Below are 16,831 nucleotides of genomic sequence, written 5' to 3'. Positions count from 1 at the left end.
AACAATCAAGCGTGCTTGCTTGTGCCGACCGGAATTCTCTCCACGGTGGCCGGGGGCGGGGTCCGGGGGCGGTCGGGGGCGGTCGGGGGCAGGCGACCCCAACGGCCCCTAGTGGTCCCTAGTGGTCCAGGTGTTCGCGGCGGGTGCGGCTGGTCTGCGTACGTACCGCGCCCATGCTCGCGGCGATGACCAGGGCGATCGCGAGCGCGTCGACGAGGGAGAGGCCCTGGCTCAGGACGAGGAAGCCGGCGGTCGCCGCGATGGCCGGTTCGAGGCTCATCAGGATGGCGAAGGTGGGGGCGGGGAGGCGGCGCAGGGCGAGGAGTTCGAGGGTGTAGGGCAGGACGGAGGACATCAGCGCGACGGCGAGGCCGAGGGCGATCGTGGAGGGGACGAGGAGCTTGCCGCCCGCCTCGACGAGGCCGAACGGCAGGCTCAGTACGGCACCGAAGGCCATCGCCAGCGCGAGCCCGTCGGCCTGCGGGAAGCGCCGGCCGGTCCGGGCGCTGAAGACGATGTACGTCGCCCACATCGCGCCCGCCGCGAGGGCGAAACCGACGCCCACCGGGTCGAGCCGGTCGACGCCGCCGCCGCTGAGCAGGCCGCTGAGCAGCAGGACACCGCCGAGGGCGAGCCCGGCCCAGAGGAGGTTCATGAGGCGGCGGGAGGCGATGACGGAGAGGAGCAGCGGGCCGAGGACCTCCAGGGTCACGGCGGCGCCGAGCGGGATCCGGTCCACGGCCTGGTAGATGAAGATGTTCATGCCCGCCATGGCGGTGCCGAAGGCGACGACGGTGCCCCAGTCGGCGCGGCTGTAGCCGCGGACCTTGGGGCGGCAGACGATCAGCAGGACGGCGGCGGCGAGAACGAGCCGGAGCGTGACGACACCGAGGGCGCCGGCGCGGGGCATGAGCAGGACGGCGATGGCGGACCCGAACTGCACGGAGAGCCCGGCGGCGAGGACGAGCGCGACGGGCCCGAACCGGGGGGCGGGTCGCGCACCCGTAGAGGCACCCGCAGGGGTACGTGCGGAGGCGCCCGTAGGGGCACCCGCGGCGGCCGGTGCGCCGACGTGGGCACTGTCCTTGACCGGACTGTCCACCGAAACTGACTCCCTCGAATGGTTCATCACATTGGACTTACGAGTCCAGGATAGTGGACCCGTCAAGGGGCCTCCGATCCTCACGTTAGGCGGCTCCGCGCGGCGCGTGAAATGCCGATTGGGCTGGGGTTATGCTCCGGACGCATGAGTCCTCCGAGCCGGTCGGGCATCGAACTGCGCCACCTCCGCTGCTTCCTCGCCATCGCCGACGAGGGCAACGTGACGCGGGCGGCGGCCCGGCTCCACCTCACCCAGCCGGCGGTCTCGCGGACACTCGCCGCCCTGGAGAAACACCTAGGGGTCCGCCTGGTGGACCGCTCGACGCACCACCTCGCGCTGACGGCCGAGGGCCGCGCCTTCCACGACCGCGCGGTGGCGGCCGTCGCCGCCTTCGACGCGGCCCTCGACCCGGCGCGCCTGCGGCACCGGCCGCTGCGGCTCGGGCACGCGTGGTCGGCGTTCGGCCCGTTCACCACCCCGCTGCTACGGCGCTGGCAGCGCGAGCACCCGGAGACCCCGCTCGAACTCCTCCGCATCGACGACCGCACGGCCGGCCTGGTCCGCGGCGAGGTGGACGCGGCGCTGCTCCGGGGCCCGGTGGACGCGCCGGGCCTGGCGACGGAGGAACTGGCGACGGAACACCGGGTCGCGGCGGTGGCGGCGGACAGCGAACTCGCGTCCCGCGCGTCCCTGACGCTGGCGGACCTCGCGAGCGAGACGGTCGTCCTCAACACGGTCTCGGGCACGACGACCCCGTCCCTCTGGCCGCCGTCCGACCGCCCGGCGGCGACCCTGACGGTCGGCAACACCGACGACTGGCTCACGGCGATCGCGGCGGGCCGGGGCGTCGGCGTCTCCTCGGCCTCGACGGCGGCGATGCACCCCCACCCGGGCGTCGCCTACCTCCCCCTCCCGGACGCCCCGCACATCCCGGTCCTCCTGGCCTGGCGCGATACCTCCCCGCACCCGGCGACGGAGCTGCTGGTGGCGCTGGCGAGGGAGATCGCGGCGCAGGGCGAATGAGGTGGTCACCCACACGGGTGATGAATATGCCTAAAGCACATGCGTGAGGCACGGCGAGCCCTACGTTCCGTCACATGGTCACTTCAACCCACGAGACCTCGCACCGGATCTTCCAGGACCGCCCGGAATTACTGGCCCCGGTCTTCGAGGTCCTGGGCGTGCAACTGCCGCCCAAAATTTCCGTCGAGGTCCTCACCCCCGACACCACCGAGATCCGTCCTCTGGAGCGACGGGTGGACAGCGTCCTCCGCGTCGAACCCCCCGACGACGACGGCTTCCTCCTCGCCATCGAGGCGCAGGGCCGCCGCGACCCGGACAAGGCGTCGAGCTGGACGTACTACCTCGGCTATCTCCAGGCGAAGTACGGTCTCCCCGCCCTCCTCCTGGTGGTCTGCCAGGACCGGTCCACCGCGACATGGGCGGCAGGCCCCTTCACCAGCGGTTACTCCCACTGGACTGCCATGTGCATTCACCCCCTGGTCCTCGGCCCCAGCAACGTCCCCGTCATCACCGACCCCGCCGCAGCCAAACAGAACCTGGCCATGGCGGCCTTCTCCGCGATGACCCATGGCAAGCACCCGGAAGCCCCGGCCATACTGGAGGCACTCGCCCAGGCCCTGGGCACGGCCGACCCGGAATCACTCTCGTACTACTCGGAACTGCTGGAAATCGGCTTGGGACAGTCCCCGGCCGGGGACATCTGGAGGAATCTGATGGCGGTAGGCACCTACTTCCCGGGCCGAGGCACCCTGATCGAGAAGACGTTCCTCGAAGGCGAGGCCAAGGGCGAGGCGAAAGGCGAAGCCAAGGGCAAAGCCGAGGGCAAAGCCGAGTCCGTCCTGCGCGTGCTGACCGCGCGCGGCATCGACGTCCCCGAACCCACCGCCCAGCGCGTCCTCGAATGCACCGACACCGACACGCTCGACCGCTGGCTGGACCGCGCGATCACCGCCACGCACGTCGAGGAACTGTTCACGCCGGAGGCGTGAGCGGGCGCGGCCCGTTCGTCCCGCAGCCACGGGCGCCGGGGGCCGTTACAGCGGCGCCGAATTGGCCCGCCGCGCCCTGATGAGCCGGCGCTCCTTCGCCCGCCGCTTCGCCGCCGCGACCGGGACCACTCCGCACGCCTGGGTCCTCGGCCTGCGGCTCGGCCGGGCGGAGGAGCTCCTGGAGACGACCGAGCTCCCCGTCGAGGAGATCGCCCGGCTCGTCGGCTACGGCAGCGCGGCCGTCCTGCGCGAACAGTTCGTCCGTCGCCGAGGGGTACCGCCCCGGACCTACCGCCGCGCGTTCAGTCGGTCGTCCCCCTGGTCGAAGCGCCTCCGCCGGTCGCCAGCGCCTCCGCCAGCACCTCCGCCATGTGACGGGCGTGGCGGCCCGCCAGGTGGTCGAGTTGGGTGCGGCAGGAGAAGCCGTCGGCCAGGAGGACCGCGTTCTCGGGCGCCGAGCTCACCGCCGGGAGGAGTTGGTCCTCCGCGCAGGCGACCGAGACCTCGTAGTGGCCCGGTTCGAAGCCGAAGTTGCCCGCCAGGCCGCAGCAGCCGCCGCTCAACTCGCCCGTCAGGCCCGCGCGTTCGCGCAGGCGGCGGTCGGCGCCGTCGCCCAGGACCGCGTGCTGGTGGCAGTGGGTCTGGCCGGCCACCGGGTGGTCCAGGCGCGGCGGGTCCCAGTCCGGCGCGAACTCCTCCAGGGCCTCCGCGAACGTACGGACCGAGGCCGCCAGGCGGGCGGCCCTGGGGTCGTCCGGCAGCAGCTCCGGCAGGTCCGTCCGCAGCGTCGCCGCGCACGACGGTTCCAGGACCACCACCGGATGCTCCGGCGCCGCCGCCAGCACGTCCAGCGTCCCCCGCATCACCTTCCGCGCCCGGTCCAGCTGCCCCGTCGACACGTACGTCAGCCCGCAGCACACCCGGCCCGGCGGCAGCCCCACCCGTACCCCCGCCGCCTCCAGGACCCGTACCGCCGACCGGCCCACCTGCGGCGCCAGGTGATTCGTGAACGTGTCCGGCCACAGCCACACGTCCGACGCCGTCTCGAGCCGCGTCCCGAACCAGGAGACGAAGGTCCGTGACGCCACCCTCGGCAAGGCCCGCTCACGCGTCACACCCGCCAGCCTCGAAGGGAGGATCCTCGCCAGGTTCAGCGCCGGGCCGAACATCCGCAGCCACTCCGGCAGCCGCCCCATCGTCACGTGCGACCACGGCCGCCGGTGCCCCGCGTAGTGCCGGTCCAGGAACTGCGCCTTGTACGAGGCCATGTCCACGCCCACCGGACAGTCGCTCCGGCACCCCTTGCACGACAGGCACAGATCCAGCGCCTCCCGCACCTCCTCCGACCGCCAGCCGTCCGTGATCACCTCACCGAGCGCCATCTCGTGCAGCAGCCGCGCCCGCCCCCGCGTCGAATGCCGCTCCTCCCCCGTCGCCCGGTACGAAGGACACATCACCTCCGGACCGGACGTCGGGCCCTCCACCCGGCACTTCGCCACCCCCACGCAACGGGCCACCTCCCGCGCCTCCACCGGCAGGCCCTTGAAGCGCAAGCCCTCGTCCAGCCGCCTCGGCCGCACCAGCGTCCCCGGATTCAGGCCCCCCTCCGGGTCCCACACGTCCTTCACCTGGCCGAAGAGCCCGACCAGCTCGGAGCCGTACATCCGCGGCAGCAGCTCCGCCCGCGCCTGCCCGTCCCCGTGCTCCCCCGACAACGAGCCCCCGTGCGCCACCACCAGGTCCGCCACCGCCTCCGAGAACTCCCGGAACCGGCCCACCCCCGCCTCTGAGTACAGATCGAAGTCGATACGGACGTGGATGCAGCCGTCCCCGAAGTGCCCGTACGGGGTTCCCCGGAGGCCGTACTCCGTCAGCAGGGAACGGAAGGCGCGCAGGTACTCCCCCAGCCTCGCCGGCGGCACCGCGCAGTCCTCCCACCCCGGCCACGCCTCGGTGACCCCGTCCGGCATCCGCGTCGCCGTCCCCGCCGCGTCCTCCCTGATCCGCCACAGCGCCCGTTGATCCGCGCCATCGACCACCACCAAGGCGTCCAGCGCGTCCGCCCCGCCCGCCAGCTCCCTCGCCGGACCCTCCCCGTCCACCTCCACGAACAGCCACGCACCCCCACGCGGCAGCCCCGAAGCCCCCCGCACCAGGTCCGCCGCCATGCCCTCCACCGTCAGCGGCCGTCCCCCACTCTCGGCTTCGCTCGAGCGGGGGGACCCCCATGGCAGGAGTCCCGCCGCCGCGTCCGCCGCCGCGCTCTCGTCCGGGTAGCCGAGGACCACCAGGACCGGCTCCGCCGGCAGCGGGACCAGCCGTACCGTCGCCTCCGTCACCACCCCCAGCGTCCCCTCGCTCCCGCACAGCAGCCGGGCCACGTCCCCGCCCCGCTCCGGCAGCAGCGCGTCGAGCGCGTACCCCGAGATCCGGCGCGGCAGCCCCTCCGGGTAGCCCGTCCGCAACAGGGCGAGCCGCGCGTCCACCAGCTCCCGCAGCCCCGCCGGAGCCCCCCGCCAGTCCCTGCCGGGGGCCAGCGCATCCCCTCCGTACGTACGGACATCCAGGCCCAGCACGTTGTCCGCCGTCGTGCCCCAGGCCACCGAGTGCGCGCCGCACGCGTTGTTGCCGATCATCCCGCCGAGCGTGCAGCGGCTGTGCGTGGACGGATCGGGGCCGAAGGTCAGCCCGTACGGGCGAACCGCGTCGCGCAACCGGTCCAGGACCACCCCCGGCTGGACGACCGCCGTCCGGGCCTCGTGGTCCACGGACACGACCGCGCGCATATGGCGGGTGAAGTCGAGCACCACCCCCGTACCCGTCGCCTGCCCGGCGATCGACGTCCCGCCGCCCCGCGCGACGACCGGCACCCCGTGCGTACGGCAGACGGCCAGCGCCGCCGCCACGTCGTCGGCGTCCCGGGGCGCGACCACGCCCGCCGGCACCCGGCGGTAGTTGGACGCGTCCATCGTCGTCAGGGCTCTCGCCGTGGCGCCGAAGTCGACGTCTCCCGCCACGGCCGCGCGCAGCGCCGCCTCCAGCTCGGACCGCTCCTGGTGGTGCACGTGGTGTTTTCGCACAAGGTCAGGATGTCTCACCTGGCGTCTCATCCGGCGGACATCGTCGGCCGTGTGCGGTCCGAGCCGATACGCTCCGCCTCGTGGCTGAGATCCAGATTCCCGCTGACATCAAGCCCGCCGACGGCCGTTTCGGCGCGGGCCCCTCCAAGGTGCGTACGGAGGCGCTGGACGCCCTGGCCGCGACCGGCACCTCCCTCCTCGGTACGTCCCACCGCCAGGCTCCGGTCAAGAACCTGGTCGGCGAGGTACGGGCCGGCGTGCGCGACCTCTTCTCGCTGCCCGAGGGTTACGAGGTGATCCTGGGCAACGGCGGCTCCACCGCCTTCTGGGACATCGCGACCCACGGGCTCATCGAGTCGAAGTCCCAGCACCTCACCTTCGGCGAGTTCTCCTCCAAGTTCGCGAAGGCCGCGAAGCTGGCCCCCTGGCTGGCCGAGCCGACCGTGATCTCCGCCGACCCGGGCACCCACCCGGAGCCGGTGGCCGAGGCAGGCGTCGACGTCTACGCGTACACGCACAACGAGACCTCCACGGGTGTCGCGGCCCCGGTCAAGCGGGTCGCGGGCGCCGACGAGGGCGCGCTCGTCCTGGTCGACGCGACCTCCGGCGCGGGCGGCCTGCCGGTCGACATCACCGAGTCGGACGTCTACTACTTCGCCCCACAGAAGTCCTTCGCCGCCGACGGCGGCCTGTGGCTGGCGGCGTTCTCGCCGGCGGCCCTGGAGCGCGCGGCGCGCATCCACGCGTCGGGCCGGCACATCCCGGAGTTCTTCAGCCTGCCGACGGCGATCGACAACTCCCTGAAGAACCAGACGTACAACACCCCGGCCCTGTCGACCCTCTTCCTGCTCAACGAGCAGCTGAAGTGGATCAACGGCCAGGGCGGTCTGGACTGGGCCGTGGCCCGGACGAAGGAGTCCTCGCAGGCGCTGTACGGCTGGGCCGAGGAGTCCAAGTACGCGACGCCGTTCGTCACGGACGCGGCGAAGCGTTCGCAGGTCATCGGCACGATCGACTTCTCGGACGACATCGACGCGGCGGCCGTCGCCAAGGCCCTGCGCGCCAACGGCATCGTGGACACCGAGCCGTACCGCAAGCTGGGCCGCAACCAGCTGCGCGTGGCGATGTTCCCGGCGATCGACCCGGCGGACGTGCGCGCGCTGACGGCGTGCATCGACTACGTGATCGAGAAGCTCTGACACCTGCGTGTACGAAGGGCCCGGCATCGGACATGGCCGATGCCGGGCCCTTTGCCGTGTCCCTCCGCGTCACCCCGACTGGGCCTTTATGTGGTCGAGCACCGCGGTGAATTCGGCCGTCGGCGAGAACTCCACCATGTCGACGTCCTCCAGCGCCTCGGGGGCGTGGCCGGGGGCCCAGTAGTAGGCCTGCCCCGCCTCGTAGATGTCCTCACCCGAAGCCGTCCGCATCCTGATCCGGCCCTTGAGCAGGTATCCCCAGTGGGGGCACTGGCACAGGTCGCCTTCGAGTCCCTTGAGCGCCGGCGCCATGTCGGTGCCCTTGGGGAGGTGGATGAAGGCGACGCTCAGCCCACCGCCGGTCTCCTTCAGACGCAGTTCCACACCGCCGCCCTCCAGGGCGACGGGGGTGTTCTCCCGGGTGGTTGCCGTCATGACTCCTCCACGAAAGTCGGCTCCTTCCAGTCTCGACCCCTAGGTGGACCGGGTCGACGCGAGGAGAGGAACCGCAGGTCAGCGGCTGAGGCGCTGGAACCTGCGCACCGCCAGGGGCAGGAAGACCGCCGTCAGGAGCAACGGCCAGAGGACGGCCATCAGGAGCGCGTGCCGCTCCACCCAGCTCCCGCCTGCCGCGCCCGGGTTGCCGAACAGTTCGCGGGTGGCGGCGACCGTCGAGGAGATCGGGTTCCAGGCGGCCACGGGCGCCAGCCAGTCGGGCATCAGTGAGGGCGCCACATACACGCTGGAGATCATCGTGATCGGGAAGATCACCGCGTAGAGCGCGCCGGCCGCCTCGGCGTTCGGCAGGACGAGCCCGCACCACACGCCCACCCAGATGAGGCTGAACCGCAGCAGGAGCAGCAGCGCGAAGGCGAGCAGCGTGCCGCCGACGCCACCGTCCGAGGTCCAGCCGATGGCGAGCGCGGTGGCGGCCGCAGGAGGCGGCCTCAGCGGCGGCGCAGGAGCCGCTTCGCGCCGATGACCAGGGCGGTCGCCGTGCCGAGGACGATCACGCCGAGGGTGAAGTTGCCGCGCTCCTCGGGGGTGCTGGGGGTGCCCGAATCCTTCGGGGGCAACGCGCCCGGAGTCTTCCCCGAGGGGCGTTCCGCCTCGGGCCGGTCCACGCGGACGACCTCGCTTTTCAGGCCCTCCGAGCCGAACATCAGCGCCGAGCCGTCCTTCGTGTACGTCACCGACTCCGCCTGCCCCTGGAACGGCGCCCCGACGCTCGTACCGTCGTCCCCGAGGCGGCCGTCCTTCCACGCGTACTCCTTCGCGCTGAAGTAGCCGCGCAGCAGCAGCCGGTCGCCGTCCGGCGAGAAGGCGCCGTCGGTCACCCACGGCACGTCGTCGACGCGCCGGAAGACGTTCGTACCGGAGGTCGAGAGCCGCTCCGGGCCCGCGTAAAGCCCGCCGGTGTTCTCGTTCTTGCTGGCGATGTAGACCCGGCCGGTCTTCGGATGGACCATCAGCGCCTCGGCGTTGCGCGGCCCGTCGGCGTACTTCACGTCGTACTGCTTCGCCGTCACCGTCTGGTTCCTGAGCTGCTTCGGCTCGGGGAAGCGGTAGATCCAGACGTGGTCCCAGGTGCCGTCCTTGTTGTCGCCGATGTCGCCGACGTAGATGTCGCCGTCCGGCCCGACGGAGATCGCCTCCATGTCGCGGGGCGTGCCGACGCCCTTCATGGTCAGCGTCGCGACGGTCTCGCCGGTACGGGAGTCGATGCCGTAGATCAGCGGCGCGTCCTGGTCGTTGTGCGTCCAGTACACGCCCGGGTGCGCCCGGCTGGCGGCGATACCGCTGGACTCGGTGATCCGGGGGTCCTTGATCGTGAAGTCCTGGTCCGCCCCTTCGGCGGCGACGGCAGGGGCAGCCGCCATGAGCAGAAGGAGAGCGGCGGCGCCGACAACACCCGGGAGTGATCGCATGCCGTCCAGCGTGCCACGGGTCCGGAGAGGAACGGCCCAGGTCGGAGCTCCCGATGCCCCGGCATGAAGTGTGACGGACGCGGCACTGTACGTTCCTCCACGGCCCACCGCCCTGTCGCGATCAACGGGCCACCTGAAACGGTAGTGATCGTGGCCATGTTCGTGGTGACGATCTCGAACTACACCCGGCTCGGGCTGAGACGCGAGACCGACAACCGGGCGCCTTGAAGCTGCGCGGCCACGAGCCCGGCGCCCGTCGGGGTGGCCGGGATCACGTCGCAGGTGCCCGCCGGGCTCCGGGATGATGTGGGGATGCGTTTCATGTTCGTCGGCGACAGCTGCACCATCGGACAGGCCGGCGACCACACCTGGCGCTACCGGATGTGGCAGCACCTCGAAGCCGTACTCCCCGGGCGGTACGAGATCGTCGGCCCGCGCACCGAGCTGTACGACGCCGGTGCCGACGCGCCCCGCTCGCACGCCTACGCCGACCCCGGCTTCCCCTCGCCCGCCCGCCGGCACCTGGCCGGCTGGGGCGAGGGATGGCTGCACATGGCGCCGCTGATCGGCGGGACGGTGACCGCGACCGGGGCGGACGTGCTCCTGGTCTCCCTCGGCCTGATCGACCTCGGCTTCTACACCAACAGCTCCCAGACCGCCGACAACGTACGCGCCTTCGTCGCCGCCGCCCGCACCGCGAATCCGCGCGTCCGGATCGTCGTCATGCCCGTCATACCGAACGTCCGCGCCACGTACGACGTGCCCTTCGCCGCCGAGTGCGAGCGCTTCAACGAGCTGCTCGCGAAGGCCGTCGCCGACCTGGACACGGCCGCCTCGCCACTGCTGCTCGCGACGACACCGGAGTCGTACGACCTCGACACGGACACGCACGACGGCACGCATCCCGGCCCGTCCGGCGAGCACAAACTCGCCGGCGCCTTCGCCTCGGCGATGCATCAGGCGTGGGGGCTCGGCGGCCCGTACGCGGGGCGCGCAGAAGGTTTCTGACAGAGCGCCCGGCCCTCATGCCGAGCGGGTCAGCCGGTTCGCCAGGGTCGACAGCGTGTACGCGCCGATGCCGAGGACGACCTCCAAAGCGTTCTGGCGGGTGTAGCCGAAACCGAAGAACCTCTCCAGATCCTCGTCGCTCACGGCCCCCGAAGCGGCGAGGATCTGGTGCGTGAACTTCCGTATCCCCGCCAGTCGTTCGTGGTCCGGCGCCGGGCCCAGCTTGGCGAGCTTCGTCTCGTGCAGCTGGATGCAGATATGGCACTGGTTGCGTTCGGCGACCGTGAGGATCACCGTCTCGCGGGAGTGCGGGTCGAGGGTCGTGTCCTCGAACATCGCGCTCAGCTTCAGGAAGCCGTCCAGCGCGTGCGGGGACTCGGCCATGCGGGCCACGGCCTGCGGCACGATCCCCCAGGCGGCGGCGACGCGCTCCATGGCGGGGCGGGACGCGGCGGGGGCGGTCTCGATGGTGTGGTCGGTGAACAAGGCGGCTCCTGGGAAGAGGGCGTAGAATCGACAACATGGTTGACCATGTCGAGGCGAGAAACGTAAACCAGGTTGTCGATAACCGCAAGGGGGAATCCGGGCCGGGATCCGGTCCGGGATCCTCACCGGAACCCGAAGCGCCCGCGCCCACGCCCGGGTTCGAGCTCCCGCTCCTCCTCTTCGCCGGCTTCCGCACCCTCATCGACCGGCTCCACGCCGAACTCGCCCGCCAGGGCCACCCCGACCTCCGCCCCGCGCACGGCTTCGCCCTCCAGGCCATCGCCGCCGGCGGCCCCCGGGGCGCGACCGCCAGCGACATCGGCCGCCACCTCGGCGTCTCCAAGCAGGCCGCCGGCAAGACCGTCGACCGCCTCCTCGCCGTCGGCTACGCCGAGCGCGCCGACGACCCCGACGACGCCCGCCGCAAGCTCGTCCGCCTCACCCCGCACGGCCTCGACGCCCTCGCCCGCTCGGCCGCGATCTTCGACGCCCTGCGCGCGGAATGGACGAGGACGCTGGGCGCCGAACGCGTACGGGACATGGAGCACGCACTCCGCGAGGTCGTCCCGCCGGAGACGACGTACCGCCTGGACGCCCCGAGCTGGCTGGGCGGCGCGTGAACCCAACGCGCCTTCCCCGGAACCCTCTTGCGTCAACTTGACTCGGCCCTGAAGGGCCGGGCTTGGAGGTAGAGCCCAACTGGCTGCTGGGTGGGCTCCTCCGTCCAGACACCCCTATGGGGTGGCAGGGACGCGTGACTCACGCCCCGCTGTCCACACGGTCTCGCCCTTGCGGCCGATGTTGTGGGACGCGTTGTCGTCCGCGTGCATGAGGGCCCCGCAGGACCGGCAGGCGAACGTCGCTTGTGACTGGCGGTTGCGCCGGTCGATGTGACCGCAGTCGGAGCATTGCTGGCTGGTGTACGCCGGATCGACGTACACCAGCGGGACGCCGGCCCGCTGCGCCTTGTACTCCACGAAGGAGGCGAGTTGGTGGAAGCTCCACGAGTGCAGTGTGGTCCGCTGGTCCTTGCGGAGCCGTACCCGGCTTCGGATGCCCGTGAGGTCTTCCAGGGCGATACCGGAGCCGGTGCGTTCAGCGGTGGTGACGATGTTGGTGATCCCAAGGTCGACGCCGATGAACCCGTGGGGCTCATACTGGTCTGCCTCGGGGGCATCACAGACGGCGATCAGGTAGAACACGCCGTCGCGTTCGATCAGGTCGGACTCGCCCTTACGGTGCTCGCGGAGCATCTTGAGCGCGCCTGGGGAGCAGGCGAAGCGGACGCGCTTGAGTCGTCCGGCTGTTGTCCAGATCGACACGGTTCGGGCGTCGTACTGCCAGGACAGGCACCGGTCGTCGTAAGGCTGCGCGGCCTTGGGCCGGAACGTAATCGGCTTCGACTCCGCCTTGACCCTGCGCTTTGACCCTGGCTTGCCCAGGTTCCCGGCGCGGATGTTCGCCTTCAATGTGGTGTAGGCGTCACGCGTCTTCTTGATGACGTGCTGGGCGGCTTGCGCCCCCAGTCCCCGCGCCTTCAACTCGGTGTAGGTGTGCTTCCGCAGCTCGTACTCACGCGGGACACCGTGCTCGAACGCCACACCGGATACCCAGCACGCGGCTTCGTTGACCGTACGCAGGGTGGCGAGAAGCGCGGCGGCCTGGTCAGCCTCCGGCATCAGCTTCACCCGCGTCACGATCTTCACATCCAGGATCGTAGCATTGATCTATGTCACCACGCTGGGAGCCAAACCCCAACATCCACAGGGGTCGTACGGTTGTCTCTACCCTCCACGCACATTTGGTCTTCACACCCAAATACCGGCGCGGGCCGTTCACGGACGAGATCCTGCGCCGCTGCGAGGAGGTCATGCGCGACGTATGCGCAGACTTCGGAACGGAACTGGTCGAGTTCAACGGCGAGACCGATCACGTCCACCTGCTCGTGCACTACCCGCCGAAGGTCGCCCTGTCCCGGCTGGTCGGCTCACTCAAGGGCGTATCCGCCCGCAGGCTCCGACAGGAGTTCCCCGCCCACATCCACAAGTACCTGTGGGGTGCACACTTCTGGTCGCCGTCGTACTTCGCGGCCTCCTGCGGCGGGGCTCCCCTGTCGATCATCGAGGAGTACATCGAGAACCAGAAGCGCCCGGACTGAGCGGGCCAAGGTCACCCGTGCGGACCGGTGGGAACCTGCGGGTCAGAGCAGTCCAGAGAAGCGCTTCCTCCCGGGCGTGAACGCCCAGGGTTCCGCGCTAGATCATGCTGAAGCGCGCTCCAAGGCGTTGGCTTGTGTCTCATGAAGTACACGCAGCTCGGACGCACCGGACTCAAGCACCGCCAAGCAGGTACTCTGATGCCCGCGTGACGCGGTGGCCGCCGCCCGCCAGAACGGGCGACGGCCGTGCTTACGAGGCGCTACTCGATCACCAGGCAAAGGCTTCCGGCGACGGCCCCAGGCCGGGGAAGATCTCGTCCAGAGCAGTCAGAACCTCGTCACTCAGCTCCAGCTCCAGGGCGCGCAAAGCGCTCTCCAACTGCTCCACCGTGCGCGGGCCGACGATCGGGCCGGTGACGCCGGGCCGGGTCAGCAGCCATGCCAGCCCGACCTCGCCCGGCTCCAGGCCGTGTTTGTCGAGCAGATCCTCGTACGCCTGGAACTTCGCCCGCACAGTCGGGTCGGCGAGCGCTTCCGCCGCGCGGCCCTCGGTGCGGCGCTTGCCCTCGGTCTCCTTCTTCAGTACGCCGCCGAGGAGGCCGCCGTGCAGCGGGGACCAGGGGATGACCCCGAGGCCGTACTCCTGCGCGGCCGGGATCACCTCCATCTCAGCCCGCCGCTCGTAGAGGTTGTACAGGCACTGCTCACTCACCAGGCCGGCCATGCCGCGCCGGGCGGCGGTCTCGTTGGCCTGGGCGATCTTGTACCCGGGGAAGTTGGAGGAGCCCGCGTACAGAACCTTCCCCTGCTGGATCAGCACGTCGACGGCCTGCCAGATCTCCTCGAAGGGAGTGCGGCGGTCGATGTGGTGAAACTGGTACAGGTCGATGTAGTCGGTGCCGAGTCGCTTGAGGCTGGCGTCGATGGCCCGCCGGATGTTCAACGCCGACAGCCGGTCCTCGTTGGGCCAGGTCTCAGCCTCACGTGACATGGAGCCGTAGACCTTGGTGGCGAGGACCGTCTTCTCCCGCCGGCCACCGCCCTGGGCGAACCAAGTCCCGATGATCTCCTCGGTGCGGCCCTTGTTCTCACCCCACCCATACACGTTGGCCGTGTCTACGAAGTTCAGACCCGCGTCGAGCGCGGCATCCAGGATGCCGTGACTTGTCGTTTCGTCTGTCTGCGGGCCGAAGTTCATCGTGCCGAGGACGAGTCGGCTGACCTTGAGTCCGGTGCGTCCGAGCTGCGTGTACTTCATGAGGTACAAGCCAACTGCTTCGAGTCCACTCCAAGCAAGAGCCGACCACTCAGCCGCCCATTTATGCGACAACGTGCATGAGTCACGTCAGTGCATGGACGGCCGCGAGCGCCCCCCGTACGGTCGTCGCAGGCGGCCCGACCGGGCCGCCAAGTCAAGGGGGTTCCGCATGGCACGCGAAGAACTGACTCGGCTCAACGGCAACGGCAACGGCACGTGTGGAGAGGACGACTGCCCGAACGTCTACCGCACCACTTCCGGCTCCATCGTGGTTCAGGGCGACGTGTCCGACGCCTTCACTCCCCCGCAAGGGGAAGGGCTCGTGGAGATCCCCGAGAGCGTTCTTCGGGAGGCCGTTCGTGCTCTTGGATGGTGACGAGTGGCGGGCTATGCTCCGGGGCTTCCAATCGGAAGCGTGGCGGCTGGAGACCCTCCCCCGGTACCTCGTACCGCAGGAGGCGGAAGAACTCGAAGCCTTCCGGGCAGGCAGGCGCGTCGACCCGCACGCCTACTCGTCCGCGTACACGGAAGACCTGAAGCGTCTATGCGGCGAGGGGAAGAGCAAGGGGCGAGTGCACGTCCTGACTCGACCGCTCTCCGAGTACCTGCGCTTCGAGTTCTCCCGGTACTACGCCCCGCACGTGCTCGCCGGGGAGGACATCCGCATCCTTGACGTAACCGAGCGAGAGAACCCGTTGCCGGATGTCGGGGACTTCTGGATGTTCGACCGCTCGACGGTCGTCCTGATGCACTACGAGGGCGACGGCACGCAGATCAGCCGAGAGCTGTACGAGGGTGCCCCTGCGCCGTTCATCGAGTGGCAGCGCATCGCCGTTGCCGAGTCGGTTCCCTTCCTGGAGTACGTGAACGGTGACGTTCGAAGCTGAGCAGCTTGGCGAGTCTCGTGCCGAACTCGCCTCTCTGCTTCGGGACTTGCGCAAGCGAGCCGGCCTCTCAGGGGACCGGCTCGCAGCGCGCTGCAACATGTCCCAGTCGAAGGTGTCTCGCATCGAGAACGGCCGGACGCGGCCGTCGCTGGTCGACGTCGAGCAGATCTTGCGAGCGCTGGAAGCTCCGCCGGAACTGGTCGCCGAGGTCTCCGGCCTCGCCAGGATGGCGAACACAGAGTGGCGGAACCTCCGGGAACTTCGGCGCAAGGGGCTCGGTACGAGACAGACCGAACTGAAGTCGCTCGAAGCGTCCTCCACGCAGATGCGGTACTTCCTGCTCTCGATGGTTACCGGGCTGCTCGCAACACCGGAGTACGTACGGGCGAGTCTGGCTCACTCAACGGCCGACACCAGCAAGGCAGTGGCGGGGAAACTGGGGCGGCAAGCCGTTCTCTACGACGCCTCGAAGCGGTTCACGTTCGTTCTGACCGAGCAGGCGGTTCGCTGGCCGGTCGTCTCCCCACTGGCACTGGCCGAGCAGATGGACCGGCTGGCGTCCCTGTCCTACCTCCCGAACGTGCAGATCGGGGTGATCCCTGTAGGTGCACCGACGCCCCGAACCCCTCTGAGTACGTTCACCGTCTACGACACCGCATTGGTCACCATCGAGACGACGGCGGGAAGTCTCGTACTCCGCGACGGCCGGGATGTTCAGGCGTACCTGAAGGAGTTCGCCGGCTTCGAGGAACACGCCCTCTTCGGCGAAGACCTCCGGGCACGGCTCGCCGAGTGGTCCGCCGCTTGCCGTGCATGACTTCAGTCGACTACGCGACTGAAGCGTCATCCCGTGCGCATCCCGGGGGATCATCCTTCGGCAGGCGAACAGTCGGGAGGTCGCACGGATGAGCACACCCAAGACGACGATGGCCGGGCCGGTGAACCTGACCCTTCCGGAGGGAGACCCGGACCCCATCGCAGGCTGTCGGCAGGTCCTCGGCATCGCCGTGACCCGAGCCAACGCCCGATCGGTCGGCGACTACTCGAAGGCGACGGACGCGAACGTCGTGCTCCGCACGCACCTCCGGGAAGACCACGGGGCCGAGTGATGGCTCGCACGGTCCTGCGGCTCGTGACGCACCGGATCACGCAGCATCCGGACACGGACGTGAGCTATGAGGCGGAGTGCCTGCAATGCACGTGGAAGGCGGAGCCGTCGACGGACAGTGCGGCGGTCGACGTCGAGTGCATGAGCCACACCGGCCTGAGCAACCATCGCGGCTTCCGACGGGTCTGTACGTCGTTCGCCATGGTGGTGCGAGCCGAGCAAGGCAGACCCCCGGCGCACTGAGGGACGGCAAGCAACACAGACCAGAGGCGCGCTGGAAGGGGCGCGGCGTGAGCGACGTGCGGCCTGGCTCCTCACCCGCCCCACGGTGACCGGCCCCATCGTCGGCCCGCGCACGGCGGAGCAGCTGGAGGGCGCGCTGCGGGCGGTCGAGCTGGAGCTCTCGGACGAGGTCCTGGCCGGCCTCGACGAGGTCTTCCCGGGCCCGGGCCCGTCGCCGGAGGCGTTCGCCTGGTAGGCAGCGGTCAGGTGCTCGGCAGTGCTCGGTCGGTGCTCGGTCGGTGTTCGGCGGGCTACTGGCCGAGCACCGACGACACCGCGACGATCGCGAACATCAGTACAAGCACGCCGGCCATGATCCGGTT

Annotated in this window: 18 protein-coding genes and 3 pseudogenes; 13 read left to right on the top strand and 8 right to left on the bottom strand. The window is 70.3% G+C overall.

Annotation, left to right across the window (positions count from 1 at the left end; genetic code table 11):
- Nucleotides 1-118 precede the first annotated feature (118 nt).
- Nucleotides 119-1,129 (bottom strand): EamA family transporter, encoded by a 1,011-nt coding sequence (locus tag Q5762_RS28985; protein WP_399495287.1) that lies wholly within the window; start codon nucleotides 1,127-1,129, stop codon nucleotides 119-121.
- Between the two features lie 84 nt (nucleotides 1,130-1,213).
- On the opposite strand from Q5762_RS28985, the gene Q5762_RS28980 reads away from it, so the two are divergent.
- From Q5762_RS28980 to Q5762_RS28970, 3 genes and pseudogenes are all read left to right on the top strand, one after another.
- Entirely contained in the window at nucleotides 1,214-2,125 is a 912-nt protein-coding gene (locus Q5762_RS28980; protein ID WP_315895211.1) for a LysR family transcriptional regulator, read from the top strand.
- A 74-nt stretch (nucleotides 2,126-2,199) separates the two neighbouring features.
- Nucleotides 2,200-3,114 (top strand): hypothetical protein, encoded by a 915-nt coding sequence (locus Q5762_RS28975; protein ID WP_315895210.1) that lies wholly within the window; start codon nucleotides 2,200-2,202, stop codon nucleotides 3,112-3,114.
- Between the two features lie 55 nt (nucleotides 3,115-3,169).
- Nucleotides 3,170-3,427 (top strand): annotated as a pseudogene (locus tag Q5762_RS28970) (helix-turn-helix domain-containing protein); the annotation flags it as partial.
- Here the strand turns inward: Q5762_RS28970 and Q5762_RS28965 are convergent.
- A complete protein-coding gene (locus tag Q5762_RS28965; RefSeq protein WP_315895209.1) occupies nucleotides 3,417-6,224 on the bottom strand; it encodes an FAD-binding and (Fe-S)-binding domain-containing protein in 2,808 nt (935 codons plus the stop codon). The pseudogene Q5762_RS28970 and the gene Q5762_RS28965 sit on opposite strands and share 11 nt — an antisense overlap.
- Nucleotides 6,225-6,274: 50 nt before the next feature.
- Here Q5762_RS28965 and serC point away from each other — a divergent pair, with 50 nt between their 5' ends.
- Complete coding sequence (gene serC / locus Q5762_RS28960) at nucleotides 6,275-7,393, top strand: phosphoserine transaminase (protein WP_315895208.1); 1,119 nt, start codon at nucleotides 6,275-6,277, stop codon at nucleotides 7,391-7,393.
- Nucleotides 7,394-7,462: 69 nt separating this feature from the next.
- Here the strand turns inward: serC and Q5762_RS28955 are convergent, their stop codons facing one another.
- From Q5762_RS28955 to Q5762_RS28945, 3 genes and pseudogenes are all read right to left on the bottom strand, one after another.
- Entirely contained in the window at nucleotides 7,463-7,828 is a 366-nt protein-coding gene (locus Q5762_RS28955) for a hypothetical protein (protein ID WP_315895207.1), read from the bottom strand.
- A 78-nt stretch (nucleotides 7,829-7,906) separates the two neighbouring features.
- Nucleotides 7,907-8,326, bottom strand: a pseudogene (locus Q5762_RS28950) (ABC transporter permease); the annotation flags it as partial.
- Between the two features lie 14 nt (nucleotides 8,327-8,340).
- On the bottom strand, nucleotides 8,341-9,321 hold the full coding sequence (locus Q5762_RS28945) for a WD40 repeat domain-containing protein (RefSeq protein ID WP_315895206.1): 981 nt from the start codon (nucleotides 9,319-9,321) through the stop codon (nucleotides 8,341-8,343).
- Nucleotides 9,322-9,633: 312 nt separating this feature from the next.
- On the opposite strand from Q5762_RS28945, the gene Q5762_RS28940 reads away from it, so the two are divergent.
- Nucleotides 9,634-10,329 (top strand): GDSL-type esterase/lipase family protein, encoded by a 696-nt coding sequence (locus Q5762_RS28940; RefSeq protein ID WP_315895205.1) that lies wholly within the window; start codon nucleotides 9,634-9,636, stop codon nucleotides 10,327-10,329.
- A gap of 15 nt (nucleotides 10,330-10,344) precedes the next feature.
- Here Q5762_RS28940 and Q5762_RS28935 read toward each other — a convergent pair whose 3' ends face one another.
- Nucleotides 10,345-10,764 carry a carboxymuconolactone decarboxylase family protein gene (locus tag Q5762_RS28935; protein ID WP_399495289.1) on the bottom strand — a complete coding sequence of 140 codons (420 nt, stop codon included), beginning with the start codon at nucleotides 10,762-10,764 and terminating at the stop codon, nucleotides 10,345-10,347.
- Nucleotides 10,765-10,850: 86 nt separating this feature from the next.
- On the opposite strand from Q5762_RS28935, the gene Q5762_RS28930 reads away from it, so the two are divergent.
- Nucleotides 10,851-11,435: a MarR family winged helix-turn-helix transcriptional regulator gene (locus tag Q5762_RS28930; protein ID WP_315895203.1), complete on the top strand. Its 585-nt coding sequence runs from the start codon at nucleotides 10,851-10,853 to the stop codon at nucleotides 11,433-11,435.
- Nucleotides 11,436-11,549: 114 nt separating this feature from the next.
- Here the strand turns inward: Q5762_RS28930 and Q5762_RS28925 are convergent, their stop codons facing one another.
- Nucleotides 11,550-12,521: a transposase gene (locus Q5762_RS28925; RefSeq protein ID WP_315895202.1), complete on the bottom strand. Its 972-nt coding sequence runs from the start codon at nucleotides 12,519-12,521 to the stop codon at nucleotides 11,550-11,552.
- Nucleotides 12,522-12,544: 23 nt separating this feature from the next.
- Between Q5762_RS28925 and tnpA the strand changes: the two genes are divergently transcribed.
- Nucleotides 12,545-12,973, top strand: a complete 429-nt coding sequence (gene tnpA / locus Q5762_RS28920) for an IS200/IS605 family transposase (RefSeq protein WP_315895201.1) — start codon at nucleotides 12,545-12,547, stop codon at nucleotides 12,971-12,973.
- Nucleotides 12,974-13,241: 268 nt separating this feature from the next.
- Here tnpA and Q5762_RS28915 read toward each other — a convergent pair whose 3' ends face one another.
- Entirely contained in the window at nucleotides 13,242-14,231 is a 990-nt protein-coding gene (locus tag Q5762_RS28915) for an aldo/keto reductase (protein WP_315895200.1), read from the bottom strand.
- A 169-nt stretch (nucleotides 14,232-14,400) separates the two neighbouring features.
- On the opposite strand from Q5762_RS28915, the gene Q5762_RS28910 reads away from it, so the two are divergent.
- From Q5762_RS28910 to Q5762_RS28885, 6 genes and pseudogenes are all read left to right on the top strand, one after another.
- The gene (locus tag Q5762_RS28910; RefSeq protein WP_315895199.1) at nucleotides 14,401-14,607 is read left to right on the top strand and encodes a hypothetical protein; all 207 of its coding nucleotides are present in this window, start codon (nucleotides 14,401-14,403) and stop codon (nucleotides 14,605-14,607) included.
- Nucleotides 14,591-15,118 carry a DUF6879 family protein gene (locus tag Q5762_RS28905; protein WP_315895198.1) on the top strand — a complete coding sequence of 176 codons (528 nt, stop codon included), beginning with the start codon at nucleotides 14,591-14,593 and terminating at the stop codon, nucleotides 15,116-15,118. The genes Q5762_RS28910 and Q5762_RS28905 overlap by 17 nt, the downstream gene beginning before the upstream one ends.
- Nucleotides 15,102-15,935, top strand: coding sequence for a helix-turn-helix transcriptional regulator (locus tag Q5762_RS28900; RefSeq protein ID WP_315895197.1), 834 nt, complete (start codon nucleotides 15,102-15,104; stop codon nucleotides 15,933-15,935). Before Q5762_RS28905 ends, Q5762_RS28900 begins: the two co-directional genes overlap by 17 nt.
- An 88-nt stretch (nucleotides 15,936-16,023) precedes the next feature.
- Nucleotides 16,024-16,227 carry a hypothetical protein gene (locus tag Q5762_RS28895; protein WP_315895196.1) on the top strand — a complete coding sequence of 68 codons (204 nt, stop codon included), beginning with the start codon at nucleotides 16,024-16,026 and terminating at the stop codon, nucleotides 16,225-16,227.
- Nucleotides 16,227-16,469, top strand: coding sequence for a hypothetical protein (locus tag Q5762_RS28890; RefSeq protein ID WP_315895195.1), 243 nt, complete (start codon nucleotides 16,227-16,229; stop codon nucleotides 16,467-16,469). The genes Q5762_RS28895 and Q5762_RS28890 overlap by 1 nt, the downstream gene beginning before the upstream one ends.
- Before the next feature lie 55 nt (nucleotides 16,470-16,524).
- Nucleotides 16,525-16,704: pseudogene (locus Q5762_RS28885) on the top strand (aldo/keto reductase); the annotation flags it as partial.
- Nucleotides 16,705-16,831 lie beyond the last annotated feature (127 nt).

This window comes from Streptomyces sp. P9(2023) (assembly GCF_032436795.1).
Taxonomy (GTDB): Bacteria; Actinomycetota; Actinomycetes; order Streptomycetales; family Streptomycetaceae; genus Streptomyces.
Note: the sequence above shows the minus strand (reverse complement) of the source record. Positions and strands in the feature narration are given on the sequence as shown.